The 16498-nt window shown below is 38.2% G+C and carries 24 protein-coding genes and 1 pseudogene; 8 read left to right on the forward strand and 17 right to left on the reverse strand.

Going from position 1 to position 16498, the window contains the following annotated elements; translation table 11 throughout:
• Positions 1-370 (forward strand): annotated as a pseudogene (locus FJR04_RS23590) (hypothetical protein); the annotation flags it as partial.
• A 35-nt stretch (positions 371-405) separates the two neighbouring features.
• On the opposite strand, the gene FJR04_RS23595 reads toward FJR04_RS23590, so the two are convergent.
• On the reverse strand, positions 406-729 hold the full coding sequence (locus FJR04_RS23595) for a hypothetical protein (RefSeq protein ID WP_168499438.1): 324 nt from the start codon (positions 727-729) through the stop codon (positions 406-408).
• Here FJR04_RS23595 and FJR04_RS23600 point away from each other — a divergent pair.
• The 3 genes from FJR04_RS23600 (at position 706) to FJR04_RS23610 (ending at position 2238) form a co-directional block, all read left to right on the forward strand.
• Complete coding sequence (locus FJR04_RS23600) at positions 706-1125, forward strand: XisH family protein (protein ID WP_168499440.1); 420 nt, start codon at positions 706-708, stop codon at positions 1123-1125. The two genes, FJR04_RS23595 and FJR04_RS23600, sit on opposite strands and share 24 nt — an antisense overlap.
• Positions 1113-1448 carry a XisI protein gene (locus FJR04_RS23605; RefSeq protein WP_168499442.1) on the forward strand — a complete coding sequence of 112 codons (336 nt, stop codon included), beginning with the start codon at positions 1113-1115 and terminating at the stop codon, positions 1446-1448. The genes FJR04_RS23600 and FJR04_RS23605 overlap by 13 nt, the downstream gene beginning before the upstream one ends.
• A gap of 121 nt (positions 1449-1569) precedes the next feature.
• Positions 1570-2238: a hypothetical protein gene (locus FJR04_RS23610; protein WP_168499444.1), complete on the forward strand. Its 669-nt coding sequence runs from the start codon at positions 1570-1572 to the stop codon at positions 2236-2238.
• Between the two features lies 1 nt (position 2239).
• Here the strand turns inward: FJR04_RS23610 and FJR04_RS23615 are convergent, their stop codons facing one another.
• From FJR04_RS23615 to FJR04_RS23675, 13 genes are all read right to left on the reverse strand, one after another.
• Entirely contained in the window at positions 2240-2449 is a 210-nt protein-coding gene (locus FJR04_RS23615; protein ID WP_168499446.1) for a type II toxin-antitoxin system RelE/ParE family toxin, read from the reverse strand.
• Between the two features lie 100 nt (positions 2450-2549).
• Positions 2550-2792 carry a type II toxin-antitoxin system ParD family antitoxin gene (locus FJR04_RS23620; RefSeq protein ID WP_168499448.1) on the reverse strand — a complete coding sequence of 81 codons (243 nt, stop codon included), beginning with the start codon at positions 2790-2792 and terminating at the stop codon, positions 2550-2552.
• A 251-nt stretch (positions 2793-3043) separates the two neighbouring features.
• Positions 3044-3193: a hypothetical protein gene (locus FJR04_RS23625; RefSeq protein ID WP_254445372.1), complete on the reverse strand. Its 150-nt coding sequence runs from the start codon at positions 3191-3193 to the stop codon at positions 3044-3046.
• Positions 3190-3519: a BrnT family toxin gene (locus tag FJR04_RS26335; RefSeq protein WP_168499458.1), complete on the reverse strand. Its 330-nt coding sequence runs from the start codon at positions 3517-3519 to the stop codon at positions 3190-3192. The genes FJR04_RS23625 and FJR04_RS26335 overlap by 4 nt, the downstream gene beginning before the upstream one ends.
• A gap of 6 nt (positions 3520-3525) precedes the next feature.
• Complete coding sequence (locus tag FJR04_RS23635; RefSeq protein ID WP_168499460.1) at positions 3526-3759, reverse strand: hypothetical protein; 234 nt, start codon at positions 3757-3759, stop codon at positions 3526-3528.
• 351 nt (positions 3760-4110) lie between these two features.
• Entirely contained in the window at positions 4111-4260 is a 150-nt protein-coding gene (locus FJR04_RS23640) for a hypothetical protein (RefSeq protein ID WP_254445373.1), read from the reverse strand.
• Complete coding sequence (locus FJR04_RS23645; protein WP_168499462.1) at positions 4248-4469, reverse strand: hypothetical protein; 222 nt, start codon at positions 4467-4469, stop codon at positions 4248-4250. Before FJR04_RS23645 ends, FJR04_RS23640 begins: the two co-directional genes overlap by 13 nt.
• A gap of 68 nt (positions 4470-4537) precedes the next feature.
• On the reverse strand, positions 4538-4828 hold the full coding sequence (locus tag FJR04_RS23650; RefSeq protein ID WP_254445375.1) for a type II toxin-antitoxin system Phd/YefM family antitoxin: 291 nt from the start codon (positions 4826-4828) through the stop codon (positions 4538-4540).
• Between the two features lie 214 nt (positions 4829-5042).
• The gene (locus FJR04_RS23655) at positions 5043-5840 is read right to left on the reverse strand and encodes an ABC transporter ATP-binding protein (protein WP_168499464.1); all 798 of its coding nucleotides are present in this window, start codon (positions 5838-5840) and stop codon (positions 5043-5045) included.
• A 106-nt stretch (positions 5841-5946) separates the two neighbouring features.
• Positions 5947-7023, reverse strand: coding sequence for an iron ABC transporter permease (locus FJR04_RS23660; protein ID WP_168499466.1), 1077 nt, complete (start codon positions 7021-7023; stop codon positions 5947-5949).
• Between the two features lie 108 nt (positions 7024-7131).
• The gene (locus FJR04_RS23665; protein WP_217359505.1) at positions 7132-8082 is read right to left on the reverse strand and encodes an iron ABC transporter permease; all 951 of its coding nucleotides are present in this window, start codon (positions 8080-8082) and stop codon (positions 7132-7134) included.
• Between the two features lie 175 nt (positions 8083-8257).
• Positions 8258-8656, reverse strand: coding sequence for a biopolymer transporter ExbD (locus FJR04_RS23670; RefSeq protein ID WP_168499468.1), 399 nt, complete (start codon positions 8654-8656; stop codon positions 8258-8260).
• Positions 8640-9293, reverse strand: coding sequence for a MotA/TolQ/ExbB proton channel family protein (locus FJR04_RS23675; RefSeq protein ID WP_168499470.1), 654 nt, complete (start codon positions 9291-9293; stop codon positions 8640-8642). Before FJR04_RS23675 ends, FJR04_RS23670 begins: the two co-directional genes overlap by 17 nt.
• 304 nt (positions 9294-9597) lie before the next feature.
• Between FJR04_RS23675 and FJR04_RS23680 the strand changes: the two genes are divergently transcribed.
• The gene (locus tag FJR04_RS23680) at positions 9598-11145 is read left to right on the forward strand and encodes an energy transducer TonB (RefSeq protein WP_168499472.1); all 1548 of its coding nucleotides are present in this window, start codon (positions 9598-9600) and stop codon (positions 11143-11145) included.
• Between the two features lie 210 nt (positions 11146-11355).
• The gene (gene galE, locus FJR04_RS23685) at positions 11356-12354 is read left to right on the forward strand and encodes a UDP-glucose 4-epimerase GalE (RefSeq protein WP_168499474.1); all 999 of its coding nucleotides are present in this window, start codon (positions 11356-11358) and stop codon (positions 12352-12354) included.
• A 62-nt stretch (positions 12355-12416) separates the two neighbouring features.
• On the opposite strand, the gene FJR04_RS23690 is transcribed toward galE, so the two are convergent.
• The 3 genes from FJR04_RS23690 to psbQ form a co-directional block, all read right to left on the reverse strand.
• A complete protein-coding gene (locus tag FJR04_RS23690; RefSeq protein WP_168499476.1) occupies positions 12417-13268 on the reverse strand; it encodes an alpha/beta fold hydrolase in 852 nt (283 codons plus the stop codon).
• 269 nt (positions 13269-13537) lie between these two features.
• A complete protein-coding gene (locus tag FJR04_RS23695; protein WP_168499477.1) occupies positions 13538-14707 on the reverse strand; it encodes an FAD-binding oxidoreductase in 1170 nt (389 codons plus the stop codon).
• Between the two features lie 186 nt (positions 14708-14893).
• Positions 14894-15346, reverse strand: a complete 453-nt coding sequence (gene psbQ / locus FJR04_RS23700) for a photosystem II protein PsbQ (RefSeq protein WP_168499480.1) — start codon at positions 15344-15346, stop codon at positions 14894-14896.
• A 140-nt stretch (positions 15347-15486) separates the two neighbouring features.
• Between psbQ and FJR04_RS23705 the strand changes: the two genes are divergently transcribed.
• Both FJR04_RS23705 and FJR04_RS23710 read left to right on the forward strand, forming a co-directional pair.
• Positions 15487-15915 (forward strand): hypothetical protein, encoded by a 429-nt coding sequence (locus FJR04_RS23705; protein ID WP_168499482.1) that lies wholly within the window; start codon positions 15487-15489, stop codon positions 15913-15915.
• A 46-nt stretch (positions 15916-15961) separates the two neighbouring features.
• Positions 15962-16312 carry a histidine triad nucleotide-binding protein gene (locus FJR04_RS23710; protein ID WP_168499484.1) on the forward strand — a complete coding sequence of 117 codons (351 nt, stop codon included), beginning with the start codon at positions 15962-15964 and terminating at the stop codon, positions 16310-16312.
• Positions 16313-16498: the final 186 nt, after the last annotated feature.

Genomic DNA, 16498 nt, shown 5'->3' on the forward strand with positions numbered 1-16498 from the left:
AGGAAAAGTTACTAATTCCAAGTATGATTTAAGTGATATAACTTCTATTTTTAGCCAAAAAGAAAGGGAGCTAATTGAATTAAATGCACGGGGATTATTGAATCGGACACAAACTAATCCATCAAATTGGGAAATATTCTCACCTATTTTTGAATGGTGGATACTTAAAGAAATTGAATCATCAACCCCAGAACAACTAGATGAGCGACGTAGAGTATGGGGAAGCTTACTGACTCAAAAGCAAGCTGATAAAATTGGGCAAACTTTAGACTTTTTGAAGAACAATAATGATTCAATCATAGCATTTGGACGATTAATTATTAAATTAACTGGTAAGGATTTGGATTTACCTATGCTTGGTGGAGGGTGAAAAAATAAATAGGTGCTAAAACCCTCTACTAGTAATTAGGAGATTTGGGAAAGAGCGATCGCTTTTTGAGGGTGTAGGGGATGCGATCGCTGTTTTAGAGATGTGGAGGTAGGGCGATCGCTGTTTTGGGGATCTGGGGATGCGATCGCGTTTTGGGATGTGGTGAGAGTGCGATCGCTTTTGGGGTGTGGGAGTGCGATCGCTGTTTGGGGTGTGGGGGTGCGATCGCTGTTTAGGGATGTGGAGGGGTGCGATCGCTGTTTTGGGGTGTTGAGAGGGTGCGATCGCTTTCTGGTAATGTAATTATAGAATAAGCAATATAATGATAGATATGTATGTCTGCTAAAGATATTTTTCATGGAGTTGTCAAAATAGCTTTACAAAAAGATGGTTGGCAAATTACAAATGACCCACTTACAATTAGTGTAGGAGGAGTTAATCTTTCTATTGATTTAGCCGCAGAAAAGCTGATAGCCGCAGAACGGGAAGGACAAAAAATTGCAGTCGAAGTCAAAAGTTTTTTAGAAAGATCGTCTGCTATTTCGGAATTTCATACAGCATTAGGACAATTTATTAATTATCGAGGTGCATTGAGAAGGTTACAACCGGAGCGTGTTTTATATTTAGCAGTTCCTTTAACAACTTACAAAACATTTTTTCAACTTGATTTTCCCAAAGATATGATATTAGAGAATCAGTTGAAGCTGCTTGTTTATGATGTAGAGCAAGAGGTGATTTTTAAATGGATACATTAACTAAATATCGTCAGATTGTACAAAAAATATTACAGGAATATAGTGATCAAAAACCAGCTTACGGCAATATAGAAGTTGAGACGATTTTTGATACAGAACGTGACCATTATCAAATAGTTCATGTCGGTTGGGAAGGTCAAGATTGGGTACATAGTTGTATCATTCATATTGATATTAAAGGTGGCAAAATTTGGCTGCAATGGAATGGGACGGAGGATGATATTGCTGCTAATTTAGTGGCTGCTGAAGTTCCCAAGGATGATATTGTGTTAGGGTTTCAGTCTCCTTTCATGAGGCAATTTACAGAATATGCTGTTAGTTAAAATATTTAAGGATTATGAATAATTTGCAAGATATTACTCAAGATAGATTAGTAAGACCAATACATCCTGGTGAAGTAATGTTAATACACAAAATAAGCTAACATACATATATATTATTAATATGAATAGAAAAGATAGTAAAAAAATCACTGAATTTTTAATGGAAGTTATACAAAATTCAGAAGTTGTAGACAGACTTAAAGACTTCGCGGAAATAGGAATAGATGAATTATTAGATGATGGCATCATCAAAGATATTCCTATTATAAGTTCAGTATACTCAATGATTAAATTAAATTCAACTGTACGCGAGATAACTTTTCTCAAAAAAATCATTAGTTTTTATGCAGAAATAGGATATGTAGATCATAAATTTAAGGATAAATTTATGCTTAAATATCAATCCGATCCTCAGTATAGAAAACAGGTCGGAGAATATATAATTAATGCTTTAGATAGGTTTGATCAAATAAATAAAGCTGAGGCATTTGGTAAAATATTTGCTGCCTATATTAGGAATGAAATTAAATATAATGAGTTGACACAATACTCATACGCATTAGATAAAATTGATTTCTTGAATATAAATATTCTTAAAGATTTTTATTTATCAAAGATGTCTCCAGATAAAACATATTTTTTGCAAAATTTTGTTTTTCCAGGTTTAGTATCAATAGATTTTGGAAATCATCTGATGAATCACAGTTGGTTTTCAGAATTCACGCCACAAATCGGGTTTGCAAAAAATGAGTTTGGAGAAAAGTTTTTAAACATTTTAGAATTAATTTAGTCTATGGCAAGAGATCCTCTAAATCTCTCGCCCCATGCAAAACCCGTAGAACCTCCACTTGTTCCTCTTGAACTTTATAAAAAATCAAATAGTCCTTAAAATTCTTAATCCGCCACTGACGAATTGTTCCCATATCCGACAAAGACGACACAACCTTACCCATATTGGGAGTTATTGCCAATTGAGCAAAAGCAGACTCAACAAACTCCAAAAACTTCTCCCCCGATTGCCATTCACCAAAATATAATTTGCTTGTTGCCTGATATCCTGAGTAGCACGATTGCGAACAATTACCTGAAAAGCCATACTCACTACTGCACCATACCAAAGATTGATCGGCGCAAATCCTGCCAATATTCAGGAGTTACAGGTTCTGCTTCTGAGTCCAAACCTTCTTGTAACAAACTAGCTAATTTTGCTTGAGCATCCTTACGCTGTTGATCTTGCTGCAACAACATCAAAAAATAGTCCGCTACAGTATCATAATTGCCAGATTGAAGCTGAACCTCAAGATAAGACTCAAGTTCTTTTGGTATCGGAAAACTCACATTCATAAGATACTAATATGAATAAAATCTTATTAGTATCTTATCATTTTTTATTGTGGTGATGAATTTAGGCGATCGCGAAGCGCTGCTGCTTTCAGCAGATCGCTGTTTTAGGGATGTTGGGAGTGCGATCGCGCAATCGCTGACTTGTCAGTTCGCGTTTGAGGGTGTGAAGGGTGTGATAGCGAAGCTCCGTAGGAATCGCTTTTACTGAATGCTTTCAATTAATTTAATATTATTTCTCAACCATTCATTGACTAAAATTTGCACATCAATATTTTTTCCTGAGCAATTTTCTTGAAAAAATTATCAACATCTGGTTCAAGGTAAATCGGATAATGAAAAGTCGCATCAGCATTATAAAACTTACCTTGTTCAGCTTGTGAAAAATCATATTCTGCTTTCATAGCTTTCTTCCTTGATAATACTGTTGTTCATTAAAAGTTGCTTTTCGTGCTGAAATAATACGAATCAAACATGAATCTTCATCTGTTTGTTCAAAAGTATGAATAACAACCCTTAAAATACCCGTTTCATCTAAACCTATAGTAATCCATCTGTCTTCATAATCTGTTCTACCTCTTTCTACAATCCAAACAGCCTCAGCTAAAGTAGTCGCAGGAATAACTAACTCTGAATCAGAATCAGAAAGGATAGTTTTAGCATTTGCACCTAACTTTAAATTACCTTCAAGAAACCAGATTAAAGCATGAGTATCTAAGACATATTTCATAATTACTTATGACCAGTCTAAGCTGTTTTCACTATCCCCATGAAATTCAGCAATTTCAAAATCCGTTTCTGTTGACTGCTGATTTCCAGAAAACATACCAAACTGCATTATTTGATCTTTTATGTGATTTTTTTTCGATTTAAAAGAAGTGACAATAACAAGACTTTCTGAAATATCAGATGGTAATTCTTTAAGTTCTACCTTACCATCTTTGTAAATTCCTTCAATTGCTTGCAGCATACTTTTTACTATGAGCAAATTTGGCTGATGTTGTTACTTTAACTTAACTATACACCTTAGAGAAGCGATCGCGCAATTGCTGACTTGTCAGTTCGGTGTCTTGGGATGCGATAGCGAAGCTGACCAAAGGTATCGCTATTTGGGGATGTGGAGGATGAGCGATAGCGCAAGCGCTCCGTAGGAATCGCTTTTGGGAATGTGGGAAGTGCGATAGTGAAGCGATCCGTAGGAATCGCTGTTTGGAGGCTTGAAGGGTGCGATCGCTTGCTGTATTTCAAAACACTTAACTTATCAATTGATTTAAAACCAACACAGTTAACCCTGGTAAAGAAGGTAAACGAAGATCATTGGTTAAGAAAAAAGAAGCACCACCATAAATAGCAGTGCTGTAAAAAAAGCATCTGTAACTTGTAAATAGCGAGGATTTTCTTCTATAAAATAAATTAGCGGTGCAGTATCTAAACCTACAATTTTACCCTGTAATTTATTTAACCATTCCATGAATCACGCTCCTGATTGACATATTCCTGAGCGTCAATATTTCCCCAAATTTCCTTACCTAAACCACGCAATTCTAAAATACTACGCTTTGGTTTTGATGTCATTTTCAATTGTTGACGAATTAAGATAGATAAATTTTCAACTAATTTAAGCTGTTCTTCAGGAGTCAAATTTTTAGCTTGCTCTAACAATTCTTGATAATTAGACATACATTTTTTAATCCTCTGTTATCCACAGGAAAATACTCTCAATATCAGCAATAGCACTAGGTGAAATCTCAATCCGGTATGCCATATTTTTCCTTAAATTCTGCAAATGCTTGATTTAAGGGCATACCCTCACCTTGTTCAAACTCATTTATACTTTGACGTATCTTAGCAATAGATTCAAGTAATTCAAGTCTATCAATAAGTTTTTGATAACTTTCAGCATCTTGAACTACCGCAGCAGCTTTACCATTCACAGTTAGCACAATGGGAGATTTAGTTTCTTTTAACTTATCAAGAAACATCTTTGCACCTCGCTGAAATTCTGATAAGGGATGAATATCGCTTAGGCTAAACATCATAAATTCATTAAATTATTTGATAATTTGATGTTAATTGTATGAAAATATTTTGTCAAGGGAAGATATAGCTGTTTTGGGAGGTTTGGGATCGCAAAGCGCACCGAAGGTATCGCTGTTGGGGTTGTGAAAGGGTGCGATCGCTCAATCGCTGACTTCACTTTTATCAATAAAAGCAACTAAACCCGAAAATAGTTGCAGGAATAACTAGCCCTAATTAGTTAATTCCTTTACCTTTACGTCCTATAGGTACACACATTGGTGTTCCCACAACTGGGTCAGTAACAACACGAGAATCTAAACCAAAAACCTCTTTTACCATTTCCTCATTCATAACTTCTTGTGGTTCTCCAGCAGTAAAAATCCTACCTTCTTTAACTGCTACTAAATAATCAGCATAACGACAAGCGTGATTTAAATCATGCAACACCATCACAATAGTTCTATCTTGAAATTGGTTTAAATCATACAACAAATCTAAAACTTCTATTTGATGTGCCAAATCTAAAAAAGTAGTCGGTTCATCTAATAGTAAAATATCCGTATCTTGAGCTAATGCCATAGCAATCCAAGCCCGTTGTCTTTGTCCACCAGATAAAGTATCTAATGCTCGTTCAGATAACTTGAGTAAATCCGTAATTTCTAAAGCTTGGTGAACAATTTTTTCATCTTTTTGGGACCATTGTTGCAACCAATTTTGATAAGGATAACGTCCTTGTGCCACTAAATCTCTGACGGTTAAACCTTCTGGTGCTACAGGACTTTGAGGCAAAATTCCCAATTGCTGGGCGACTGCTTTTGTGGAAAGTTGAAAAATAGATTCTCCATCCAGATATACAGCCCCACCACGAGGTTTAAGCAATCTAGCCAAACCTCTTAATAAAGTAGATTTTCCACAACCATTAGCACCAACTAAAGCACTAATTTTTCCAGAAGGAATCGCTAAATTTAGATCCCAGATAATCGTCGCACCATCATAAGCTAAAGATAAACTTTTTGTTGATAATCCTTTCATAACAATTTTAGATTTTAGATTTTAGATTTTAGATTTGTAATTAATAATTGGTTTTTCTCCCCCTCTGCTCCTGCTCTCTTCACTGTCACCTGTCACCTGTTCCCTGTCACCTATTTTTCCGATTACGAATTAATAAATACAGAAAATAAGGAGCGCCCACAGCAGCAGTAACGACTCCACAGGGAATTTCAATAGGTGCAAAAAGAGTTCTTCCTAACAAATCTGCCACCACAACAATCATTCCCCCTAACAGTGCTGCGGTAGGAATCAAACCTTGATGATTTGTACCTACTAATTGCCTTCCTAAATGGGGTGATATTAAACCGACAAAACCAATCATCCCCGCAGTGGCTACTGATGCACCAGCTAAAGCAACTCCTACTAATAGTAATAAACTACGTTGAATTTCTACGGACGTTCCTAAACTTCTAGCAACATCATCACCTAAATTTAAAGCGTTCAAATGTCTGGCTAATGTCAAAGCCATTGGTATAAAAATAATTAACCAGGGTAAAAATGAAAATACCTGTTCCCAAGTTCTTCCATAAACGCTACCTGCTAACCACACCAAAGCATCACTAACGCTGTAAATGTCACCGAAGGTAATCATTAAACTGGTGAAGGCACTAGCGATCGCAGATAAACCCACACCCATTAAAATTAATAAAATTGGCGAACTACCATTATTCCAAGCTAACCAATAAATTAAAGCCGCCATCAACAAAGCACCAACAAAAGCTGATAAAGGCAAGATATAAACTGGTGCGGAAGGAAATAAAACAATCACTGTAACTGCTACCAGACTTGCGCCAGAATTGATCCCAATAATACCAGGATCAGCCAAGGGATTGCGTGTTAAACCTTGGAAGATAGTTCCAGAAATGGCCAGCGCCATTCCCACCATGAAAGCGACAAGGGTACGAGGTAGACGCAGGGAATTAATCACAAACAGATGATCAGGATTTCCCGTATTTACACCCAATATAGTTTTAATAATATCTAAAGGAGAGATAGGATATTCACCTCTACCCACATTTATCACCATTGCTACCCCAATCACTGCTAGTAAAAACAACAGTATCATTGGCACACGGCGATCTATCCTAAAAGATATTGCTGAAGAACGAAACACCAATATATTGGATTTTGAAAGTGTTGCTGTAGAGTCTTTTCGTTGTTCCATCTATTTCAATTTGGAATGTAAAAAAGTGTTTGTTTCAACGATTCTTTTTCTCCTAGAAAGGATAGTTTTTAAACCTTGAATGAAATAATTGTCAATTATCAATTGATTTCATTTCTTCACCTTTGATTTAGCCAGATAAACAAAAAAGGGAGCGCCAACCAGTGCAGTCATCACACCTACAGGTAATTCCTGGGGTTTGAGGATGATACGGGCTGTAATATCTGCTACTAACAGTAAAGTTGCCCCGACAACGGCGGAATAAGGCAAAATCCAGCGATAATCGGTTTTAATGAAAAATCGGACAACGTGAGGAACGACTAAACCAATAAAACCAACCGGACCAGCCAGGGCTACGGAACTTCCTGCTAGTAAAACTACGCTAATGGCGGTAAGAATTTTTATCCAGGCTGTTTTTTGACCTAAACCTTTGGCTACATCATCACCTAGACTCATGGTAGTAATTTGTCTACCCAAAGCAAAGGCAATTACTAAACCGATGATCACAAAAGGTAGTGCGGAAAGCAGGATAGGCGCATCTCTACCTGCTAATGAACCGGCTAACCAAAATCTAATTTCTTCTAATGTGCGTTGACTAATGATTAAAATGGCAGTAGTCAGGGAAGAAATTAAAGCTGTCAGTGCTGCTCCTGCTACTGTGAGATTCAGCGGGGTTGCACCTCCCTTTCCCAATGAACCCAGGAAGTAGACTAAAATCGCTGTGACTCCCGCACCCAAAAAGGCCGCAATTGTCAACGTAGTAATTGATGTACTACCAAATATAAAAATTGTCACAACTACGGTGAGTGCTGCACCGGATTCGATACCTAAAATACCTGGATCTGCTAATGGGTTGCGTGTTAAACCTTGCATTAATGCCCCAGATACTGCTAGGGATGCACCGACTAAAATGGCAATGAGCGATCGCGGTAATCTGACTGTTTGAATAACTAAGTGTTGATATGAACCATCAAAGTTGACAAAGGATGTCAAAATCTGATCTATTGGTATATCCGCTGCTCCCAATGTGACACTAGATACTAAACAAACTAGCAGCAGCATCAAACACACAAGTAAGCTAAATACAGGTTTAGCTGCTGAATTAATCAAAGTATTAGCGATCACTTTAACCTCGTAAATTTTTGGGTTTTAGACTGGTAATTTGAGATTGTTTTAGTGGAAACTGAACTGGTAAAACCAAGCCAAAATCTAAAATCTAAAATCTAAAATTGATTGATTATTTCCGTGTAGCTATACCTAATTTCACTCCTTCCACCTGTCGCACTTTATCCATCACTGCTACTACTTGTCCGTGATTAACGCCTTCATCGGCATTAAGTATCACCATCAAAGGTTGTGATGGTTCTACTTTTTCTCTGACTTCGGCTGCTAGTTGCTCTAAACTAACCGCTTCTTTATTCAAAAAAATCTTGCCAGTATTATTAATAGTTAATGTTACCTGTGCCGGGCGATCGCTTTTTCCCGTAGCAGCTTGAGGTAAATTAACTGGTAAACCCTCAGAACGAGTTAAATACAAGGTTGACATAATAAAAAATGTCAAAATCGCAAAGATCACATCAATCATTGGCACAATGTTAATCTGTGCTGGGATTTCCGGCTCATCTTGTAGACGCATAGGTTTTTTCTCCTCGTTCGTAGCGACGACGATATAGTAGTTCTAACTGGCCACCATATTCTTGAATCAACGCCATTTGTCGCTGATAAAATCCCCGGAAGGTATTAGCAAAAACTAGGGTAAAAATTGCCACAACTAAACCTGTCGCTGTGGAAACCAAAGCTTCACTAATACCACCAGTCACACCCGCTGCTTTTGTTCCTCCAACATCACCAATATTCAGAGAAGCAAAAGAAGCAATTAACCCTAATACAGTTCCCAGTAATCCTAACAAGGGTGCAAGGGCAATAATGGTATCAAAAATTGTATTAAATCTTTTGAATAAAGGTATTTCTGCCTGAGCTTCACTCTCTAAAGCCAAGCGAAATTCTTCTGGATTTGGTTCTTCTAGTTCTAAAGCTGTTAAAAAAATGCGTGCAATGGGTAAATCTGCATTTTTTCGCAGTGTATCAATTGTACTTACCACATTATTTTGACGATAGAGACTAAATACATCTCGTACTACCCGTTGCTGACGGTTATTAATTTTTGCCCAAAACCTGATTCGTTCGATAATTAGCCCCCCCGCTAATACAGAAGACAGTAGCAGTGGCCACATCACCACACCACCTGCTGTAAACAGATTTTTTATCTCCATGTCCGATTTTTCACCTTTTTAATAAAATTTCTCGACAAGTTCAGCAAAGATAGCTGATATAAGTTATCAACTTAAATTAGAACAAATGAGAATATATGTCAATCTTTTGCTACATCTGAGGGAAAAAATACAGTCTCAAAAAGGGTCAAAATTCCTGTAATCTTTTACTAGTGAGAGATTTGAGCTAAAATCTGCAAATATAAAAACTCAAAATAATTGATTGACATTTGTATATAACTTCTGTTATTCTACCCAAAGTTACTGAAAATAGATAGCAATAAACTAAATAGTAATAAATATAACCATGAGTTTTTCCAGCATAGCCACAGAGCAGCGAGAAAAAGAATTAAAGACACTGACAACCTTTTTGACTTATAGCTTGATTGGCTCTTTGGCTATACATATTGGGTTGCTGGCTTCTGGTATTGGTAGTCTAATTACAAAAGTCCCCGAAGAAGAGCCAATGGAAATTACTTTTGTGGAGACTCCACCGGAAGAAGAAATAAAACTAATAGAAGCACCGAAAGAGAAAATAAAACCTCAAGTTATTGATAATTCACGGATTTTTACAAGTTCAACTAATTCTGATTCCGCTCCATCCATATTCGTACCGCAACCACAAAAAAGCACAGTAGTTCTGGCTCAACCTGCTGTAATCCGAAAACAGCAAGTTCCATCTCCTGTGATTCCTGAGCCAAAAATACAACCCCTGAAACCTTTACCGACGATTACAAAGGCAAATGTATCACCAAAGACAGTAGATACTCAGCCTCAAAAAGCCTCTCCGTTAACTACAAAGCTATCACCACAGAAAGTAGATACTCAACCCTTATCTACTGAAGCTACTGCTATTCAACCATCTTCAGAATCCGGTTCTAATTTAAGTAAGTTGTTAGCAGGAATCAGAGATGGGAGAGCAAATCAAGCAGGTTCACAACCATCTCAAGCTACTTCCGGTAATGGTGGAAATACTTTAGGAACATCTAATTCATCAGGATCAGGTATTCCTGGTAGTTCTACTATTTTTACTGGTAATAGTGGTGGTGGGACAAAAAAAGAAGCAGCAATTACTCCTAAAGTTGCTACTGCACCTACATCTCCCAAATTAGGTACTAACTCTGGTAGTGGTAATGGCCGCGCTGCTTGTCGGGAGTGTAATCCAACTTATCCAGATTGGGCGAAGAGAAGAGGTGTAGAGGGCAGAGTCGAAGTAGCTCTTGATACAGACAATAAAGGTAATGTTACTAAGGTTCGGTTATTAAGATCCAGTGGTAACGAAAAATTGGATGCAGAACATTTAGAAAGAGCGCAAAAGTGGAAACTCAAACCCAGTTCAGAGGGTAGACAAGGCGTTACTATTGGCACTGAATATGCGATCGCCGGTTCTCAAAGATATCGTCAATTACAAGAACGCAAGAAACAAAGAGAAAAAGAACAAAGAAATACTGCATCTACCAACAATGCGAGTAACTCTGTAAGTGAAACACCCAGACGCAGCAGAAGATTGGTAACATCCGTTAGTGAAAATACTCCCAAAGAATCGAACCCAATCACCAGAAGAATTCGCCGTAGCAGAAGTACAGCCGCATCAACAGGATCTACTTCTACTCCATCAGCAACTAAAGGACAACGTTTAGGAGAAGCTCTCAGAAGAAGAAGAAATCAAGCTGCTACTAATACTTCTTCCGGAGAAACAAGAAACAGAAGACGAAGACGAGCAATAACTCCAGCTTCTTCTGTCACTACTAATAATCAAAGTAGCCCTAAACCTAGCAGATGGCGGCAACGTTTGCAACAACCTGCACCTTCAGAGCAAAATCAACAACCATCTTCATCAGGTGAGAGTAATTAGGGTTTGCTGATAAACCTGATTTTTTCGTAGGGGTAATTCATAAGTTTTTAATTTCCTTTCTCCCTTATTTCTTGCTCAATCCTCGCACTGGCAGTTCGAGGTAATCTTTCATTGTCAATTATCAATTGTCAATTGTCAATTATCAATTGTCTCCTAGCACGTTAAAGTCGCGCTAAATTAGATTAGCAAAAGAAGCATCAAGGAGAAACTATGTCAGTGGGAAAGCCTAGCATTCTAGTGACAGGGGGAGCAGGATATATTGGTTCTCATACAGTCTTAGCACTCAAGCAAGCAGGATATGAGGTGGTCATACTTGATAACTTGGTATATGGGCATCGTGATTTAGTAGAACAAGTTTTACAAGTAGAATTGATAGAAGGGGATACAAGCGATCGCACTTTATTAGATCATCTTTTCCAGACTCGTAATTTTGCCGCAGTTATGCACTTTTCCGCCTATGCTTATGTAGGTGAATCTGTAACTGATCCAGCTAAATACTACCGCAATAATGTTTTAGGAACGCTGACACTATTAGAGTCAATGTTAGCAGCTTCTATTAAGAATTTTGTCTTTTCTTCCACCTGTGCAACTTATGGTGTTCCGAATTTTATTCCCATCACGGAAGATCATCCCCAAAATCCCATTAATCCCTATGGTGCAACTAAATTAATGGTAGAACGGATACTAACTGATTTTGATGTAGCATACAACTTTAAATCAGTGCGTTTCCGCTATTTTAATGCTGCCGGTGCTAACCCCGAAGGATTATTAGGAGAAGATCATCATCCAGAAACCCATTTAATTCCTTTGGTGTTACAAACAGCATTAGGTAAACGAGAATCTATTAGCATTTTTGGGACTGATTATCCCACTCCAGATGGTACTTGTATTCGGGATTATATCCATGTTAATGATTTAGCTGATGCCCATATTTTGGGATTAGAATATTTATTGAATGGTGGAAATAGTGAAGTTTTTAACTTAGGAAATGGTAACGGTTTTTCAGTTCGAGAAGTAATTGCTGCCGCTGAAGATATAACAAAAATGGTAATACCAGTGAAAGAATGCGATCGCCGTCCTGGAGATCCTCCAGCCTTAATTGGTACAAGTGAAAAAGCCAGAAAAATCTTGAATTGGCAACCTCAATATCCAGATATTAAAGATATCGTCTCTCATGCTTGGCAATGGCATCAAACAAGGCATAAATAACCATTCAAATTTCAAAATATTGCCGAATTGTAGAGACGTTGCCGACAACATCTCTACATTCACTATTTAGACTCTGAACGGCGAACAAATGGCAGTAAATCTTGTAAAATTACTTCATGATAATGCTCTTGGGCATAATGTCCAACATTATTAAGTTTGATTATTTCACCATTGGGTACAGATTTGACAAAACTTTCTGCCATATCTACAGATAACCAAGGATCAATCATTCCCCATTGAACTAAAATAGGTTGTTGCCATTCTTTAAACCCATTTTCTATTTCTATCATCGCTTTTTCCAGTTGAAAATTGCGAATTGTTGCCAGCAAACCTCGACCAGATGAAGAACTTTTTAAATATGGTTTGCGATAAATATCTAAATCTTGATCTTCAATCCGATAACGACATCCACCTTCTAAGGTTCTATCAACTAATAAAGGATCTTGAGTGATGACATCACCTGCTAAAGGTAAACCCATTTGTTTGATTTTCCAAGGCAATTTTGCAGATGTGGAAATGGGTGTATTTAAAATAGCAATGTTAGCAATCTTTTCCGGATGACGTAAGGCGTATTGTAAACCAACTGAACCTAAAAATCCTTGGACAACTAAAGAAAAATGTTCTAATTCTAAAGCTTTCACAAATCCTTCTAAAGCTGTAATAAATGCTGTGGGAGTATAAGAAAAGTCTTGTTTTTCCGGTTTATCAGAAAAGCCATAACCAATCCAATCTGGTGCGATCGCTCTTGTCCCCTGTGCTGCTAAACTTGGCATAATATTCCGCCAACTATAACTTTGAGCAACTACCCCATGTAACAATACTACGGGAGTTAAGTCAGTTCTCCCAATCGGTTCAGCTTCTCGATAAAACCATTCTAGGGAATCTACTTTAATTTTTTGTTCTTTAATTGACACTCTATTTTCCTCTTTGGCAAGGCAACAGCACCGCATAAGTACCTAAATCCCTTTTATCATCCTATGAATAGGTAATAGGTGAGCAAATCGAACAATGACTTTTATCAAAACAAAAAAAATTCGCATTTTATGGGTTGAGGTTGTTGACTTGTGCCTCGGAATTTGCTATACTAGATTCTGATGAGGAAGAACTATCTTGTAATATTAAAAATAATCAATTAGCTCCCGGACTTATTCAACCCGTCCGGGAGCTTGTCAAATAGAAAAATTTAAGAACGAGAATTTTGGGGTAGAATCATTTCCCGAATAGCTATTGCTGTTGCCGGTGCAAGTAAAACACCATTACGGTAATGTCCCGTTGCCAAGAGGACATTAGTAAAACCAGGTAACTTATCAATGACGGGTGCTGGTCGTCCTTCCGGACGGGGGCGCAACCCTGACCAAGTACGGATCACCTTCGCTGCGGCTAAATCTGGGGTAAAAGCGATCGCCTGTTGTCTAACAGCATCCAACAATTCTGAACTTGGGGATACTTGATTGTCATCATTGGGAAATTCTACAGTTGCCCCCACCCAATAATCACCATTTCCCATCGGCACAATATGCACATCATTACCAGTAATCACTGGTTGAAAATCAGGATTTCCTAAAATCCGTCCTAAACTTAGATATAAAGCTTGTCCCAACACCGGACGGATATTCACCATCTGCTGTAATTGTGCAGTTAAGGTAGTCGAACCCAAACCCGCAGAGACTATAAACCAATCAGCAGCAACTTTACCCTCAGTAGTTTCAATAAAATTACATTTGTGAGCCTCACCCAATCCTTTTTTGATATGTAAAGGCGTTTGAGGAGGAGGAGGAGGAGTTTCTGTACCTGTCACAGACACACCAAACTTGAAATTTACTCCATTGCGTTGCGCTGCATCTACTAAAGCTAAAGTTAACGCTGTCGCATTTAGTTGTAAGTCTTGGGGAGAATAAACAGCACCCATAATTTGCGGGTGACTAACTTGGGGACAATATTTTTGCAGTTGTTCTTGATCCCAAACTTGTAATTGCCAACCTTGAGATTGACGAATTTCCCGCAGTTGTTCCCATTCGGACAACACCTCAACCCCACTTTCTAGGGGACGATCTAAATTTTCTGACAACAGCATCACGATTCCTTGACGGTTACAAGGGATTTTCCGCCCCGTAATCCTTTCTAATTCAGGAATCAAAGTTCCATAGCGTTCAATGCTAGTTTGTCGGATTCGCCAAGCATTACCTTTAGTTTTATGGCTAATTACACCCATTAAAACACCGAGGGCGGCGCTAGTAGATCCTTGTGCAGGTTGTCTTTGCTCGAAAACAGTGATGTTTAAACCTTTAACTTGGCTGAGTTCATAGGCGATCGCCGCCCCAACCACACCACAACCGATAATTACTACATTCATGGTTTTTGCTAGGAGTCAGGGGTGAAGAATGAAGAGTCTTCTCCTTCACCCTATCACCCCATCCCCCCAAGATTTTGTGATTCAAGACTCGAAGCCAATAAGAGGCAGAGGGCAAGGGTGCAGAGGGGCAGGGGGGAATTGATCTTTGTAATACCTGTTCCCTGTTCCCTATTCCCTGTTCCCTCCTTAGCTACTTTGTTCTGGAACTAGTTCTAAGAACTTGTCAATATCTACGAAAACATCTTTGCAGTTACTCAAAGCTTGACTAGTATTGCCAACGGTAGCAGCTTGATCTATTTTTACTAAGTCTTTCAACAAATCCTTACTAATTTGCCGAGCTTTAGCTTGATTTTGCAATGCCAGGTTGGGAATGACATAAGTCATATTTGATCTAGCTTCTGTCATCGGTCCATGGATAAAATTCCCTACATTGATCCATTCACCTTTTGCAATCAAGTTTTGCAGTTCTGGCGCGCGATCGCGCACGGCTTTAATTCCAGGAACATATTCCTGAATTTTCGCAACTTCCGCTGCTGTATAAGATGGTGGTAAAGTAGCAACACTAGGACCGCCACAACTAATCAGAAATGTTGCTAATAGTACAAAAATCAGTGAGAAAATAGAGCGTTGACGCACCATAATATGGAAATTAATTTTCTGTTTGCTTACAGATTAACAGTGTTATTTTAGATCGCTATGTAATGCACTGTTAGAGTTAATTCAGGTTTTTCTGTCTTGAATATCCCCCACAGACCGACCGAATATAGGAGTATTTTTGAGTGAACGCAGCCGAACAAGCCACAAACCTGGAATTCGCCAGCAAAATTGCTACGGTAGTAAATTTGTTTAAATCCGAATTTCCTGATGTTAAATCCGATCTCAAACCTTGGCACAATGACCCAGAAACCAGAGAATTAGTAGATCCAGATTCTATAGACATTGGTTTTCACTTTCCTGGCATTAGCAAGTCTTGGCGTAGTCGCAGTATTTTAATTCAAATCCGATTTTATCAAGATCCCATTAATAATGACCGTCGCGCCATTGGCGTAGAAGCGGCTGGATTTGACCATCGTGGCGAAGTTTGGCGACTTTCGACCATAGAAACTTGGAGTTTTATCGGTGACTCCATCCCCTCTCCTGAAGTTGGAGAAAAGCTGAAACAGGTTTGTCGGCAAATTTTAGAAGTGTTTAATCAACCAAGTTTCTAGCCTGCGATCGCCTAAAATCTCTAACAGATGTATTCGGTAAATCTGTATGAGTCAAACCACAGAAACGATTTTTAGCAAAATTATTCGCAAAGAAATTCCCGCGAATATTGTTTATGAGGATGATCTAGCCTTGGCATTTACAGATGTCAATCCCCAAGCACCCGTTCATATCCTTGTCATTCCCAAAAAACCCATAGTTAACATCGCCACAGCCCAACCTGAAGATCAAGCCCTCTTAGGACATCTATTATTAACAGTCCAGAAAGTCGCCGCACAAGCTGGACTGGAAAATGGTTATCGAGTAGTTATGAATACTGGCGTTGACGGCGGTCAAACAGTACATCACCTACATATACATATCCTTGGCAATCGTCCTATGGCATGGCCTCCCGGTTAATCACACCAAGCTAAATTTGATTTAGTGAAGTGAGAAAATAAGCCTTCATGATTTCCAGCAACATATTAGAAAAACTAATAGCTGTCATCATGAATGCTTAAGTTAAATAACTTTACAAATTGAAACATAAAGCTTAATATAAATTCATAAGGTAGAAACACCTACCAAAACATACATAACTCAACC

The sequence above is a fragment of the Anabaena sp. UHCC 0204 genome, from assembly GCF_009711975.1.
Classification (GTDB): domain Bacteria; phylum Cyanobacteriota; class Cyanobacteriia; order Cyanobacteriales; family Nostocaceae; genus Dolichospermum.

Excerpts from the sequence above, each read along its gene's own strand:
- FJR04_RS23650 (WP_254445375.1), bottom strand. The coding sequence starts at position 4,828 with ATGATGTTTAGCCTAAGCGATATTCATCCCTTATCAGAATTTCAGCGA.
- FJR04_RS23645 (WP_168499462.1), bottom strand. The coding sequence starts at position 4,469 with ATGTCTAATTATCAAGAATTGTTAGAGCAAGCTAAAAATTTGACTCCT.
- FJR04_RS23680 (WP_168499472.1), top strand. The coding sequence starts at position 9,598 with ATGAGTTTTTCCAGCATAGCCACAGAGCAGCGAGAAAAAGAATTAAAG.
- FJR04_RS23595 (WP_168499438.1), bottom strand. The coding sequence starts at position 729 with ATGAAAAATATCTTTAGCAGACATACATATCTATCATTATATTGCTTA.
- FJR04_RS23655 (WP_168499464.1), bottom strand. The coding sequence starts at position 5,840 with ATGAAAGGATTATCAACAAAAAGTTTATCTTTAGCTTATGATGGTGCG.
- FJR04_RS23605 (WP_168499442.1), top strand. The coding sequence starts at position 1,113 with ATGGATACATTAACTAAATATCGTCAGATTGTACAAAAAATATTACAG.
- FJR04_RS26335 (WP_168499458.1), bottom strand. The coding sequence starts at position 3,519 with ATGAAATATGTCTTAGATACTCATGCTTTAATCTGGTTTCTTGAAGGT.
- FJR04_RS23670 (WP_168499468.1), bottom strand. The coding sequence starts at position 8,656 with ATGCGTCTACAAGATGAGCCGGAAATCCCAGCACAGATTAACATTGTG.
- FJR04_RS23640 (WP_254445373.1), bottom strand. The coding sequence starts at position 4,260 with ATGGAATGGTTAAATAAATTACAGGGTAAAATTGTAGGTTTAGATACT.
- FJR04_RS23610 (WP_168499444.1), top strand. The coding sequence starts at position 1,570 with ATGAATAGAAAAGATAGTAAAAAAATCACTGAATTTTTAATGGAAGTT.
- FJR04_RS23675 (WP_168499470.1), bottom strand. The coding sequence starts at position 9,293 with ATGGAGATAAAAAATCTGTTTACAGCAGGTGGTGTGGTGATGTGGCCA.
- FJR04_RS23635 (WP_168499460.1), bottom strand. The coding sequence starts at position 3,759 with ATGCTGCAAGCAATTGAAGGAATTTACAAAGATGGTAAGGTAGAACTT.
- galE (WP_168499474.1), top strand. The coding sequence starts at position 11,356 with ATGTCAGTGGGAAAGCCTAGCATTCTAGTGACAGGGGGAGCAGGATAT.
- FJR04_RS23695 (WP_168499477.1), bottom strand. The coding sequence starts at position 14,707 with ATGAATGTAGTAATTATCGGTTGTGGTGTGGTTGGGGCGGCGATCGCC.
- FJR04_RS23620 (WP_168499448.1), bottom strand. The coding sequence starts at position 2,792 with ATGAATGTGAGTTTTCCGATACCAAAAGAACTTGAGTCTTATCTTGAG.
- FJR04_RS23625 (WP_254445372.1), bottom strand. The coding sequence starts at position 3,193 with ATGAAAGCAGAATATGATTTTTCACAAGCTGAACAAGGTAAGTTTTAT.
- FJR04_RS23660 (WP_168499466.1), bottom strand. The coding sequence starts at position 7,023 with ATGGAACAACGAAAAGACTCTACAGCAACACTTTCAAAATCCAATATA.
- FJR04_RS23665 (WP_217359505.1), bottom strand. The coding sequence starts at position 8,082 with ATGCTGCTGCTAGTTTGTTTAGTATCTAGTGTCACATTGGGAGCAGCG.
- psbQ (WP_168499480.1), bottom strand. The coding sequence starts at position 15,346 with ATGGTGCGTCAACGCTCTATTTTCTCACTGATTTTTGTACTATTAGCA.
- FJR04_RS23710 (WP_168499484.1), top strand. The coding sequence starts at position 15,962 with ATGAGTCAAACCACAGAAACGATTTTTAGCAAAATTATTCGCAAAGAA.
- FJR04_RS23600 (WP_168499440.1), top strand. The coding sequence starts at position 706 with ATGTCTGCTAAAGATATTTTTCATGGAGTTGTCAAAATAGCTTTACAA.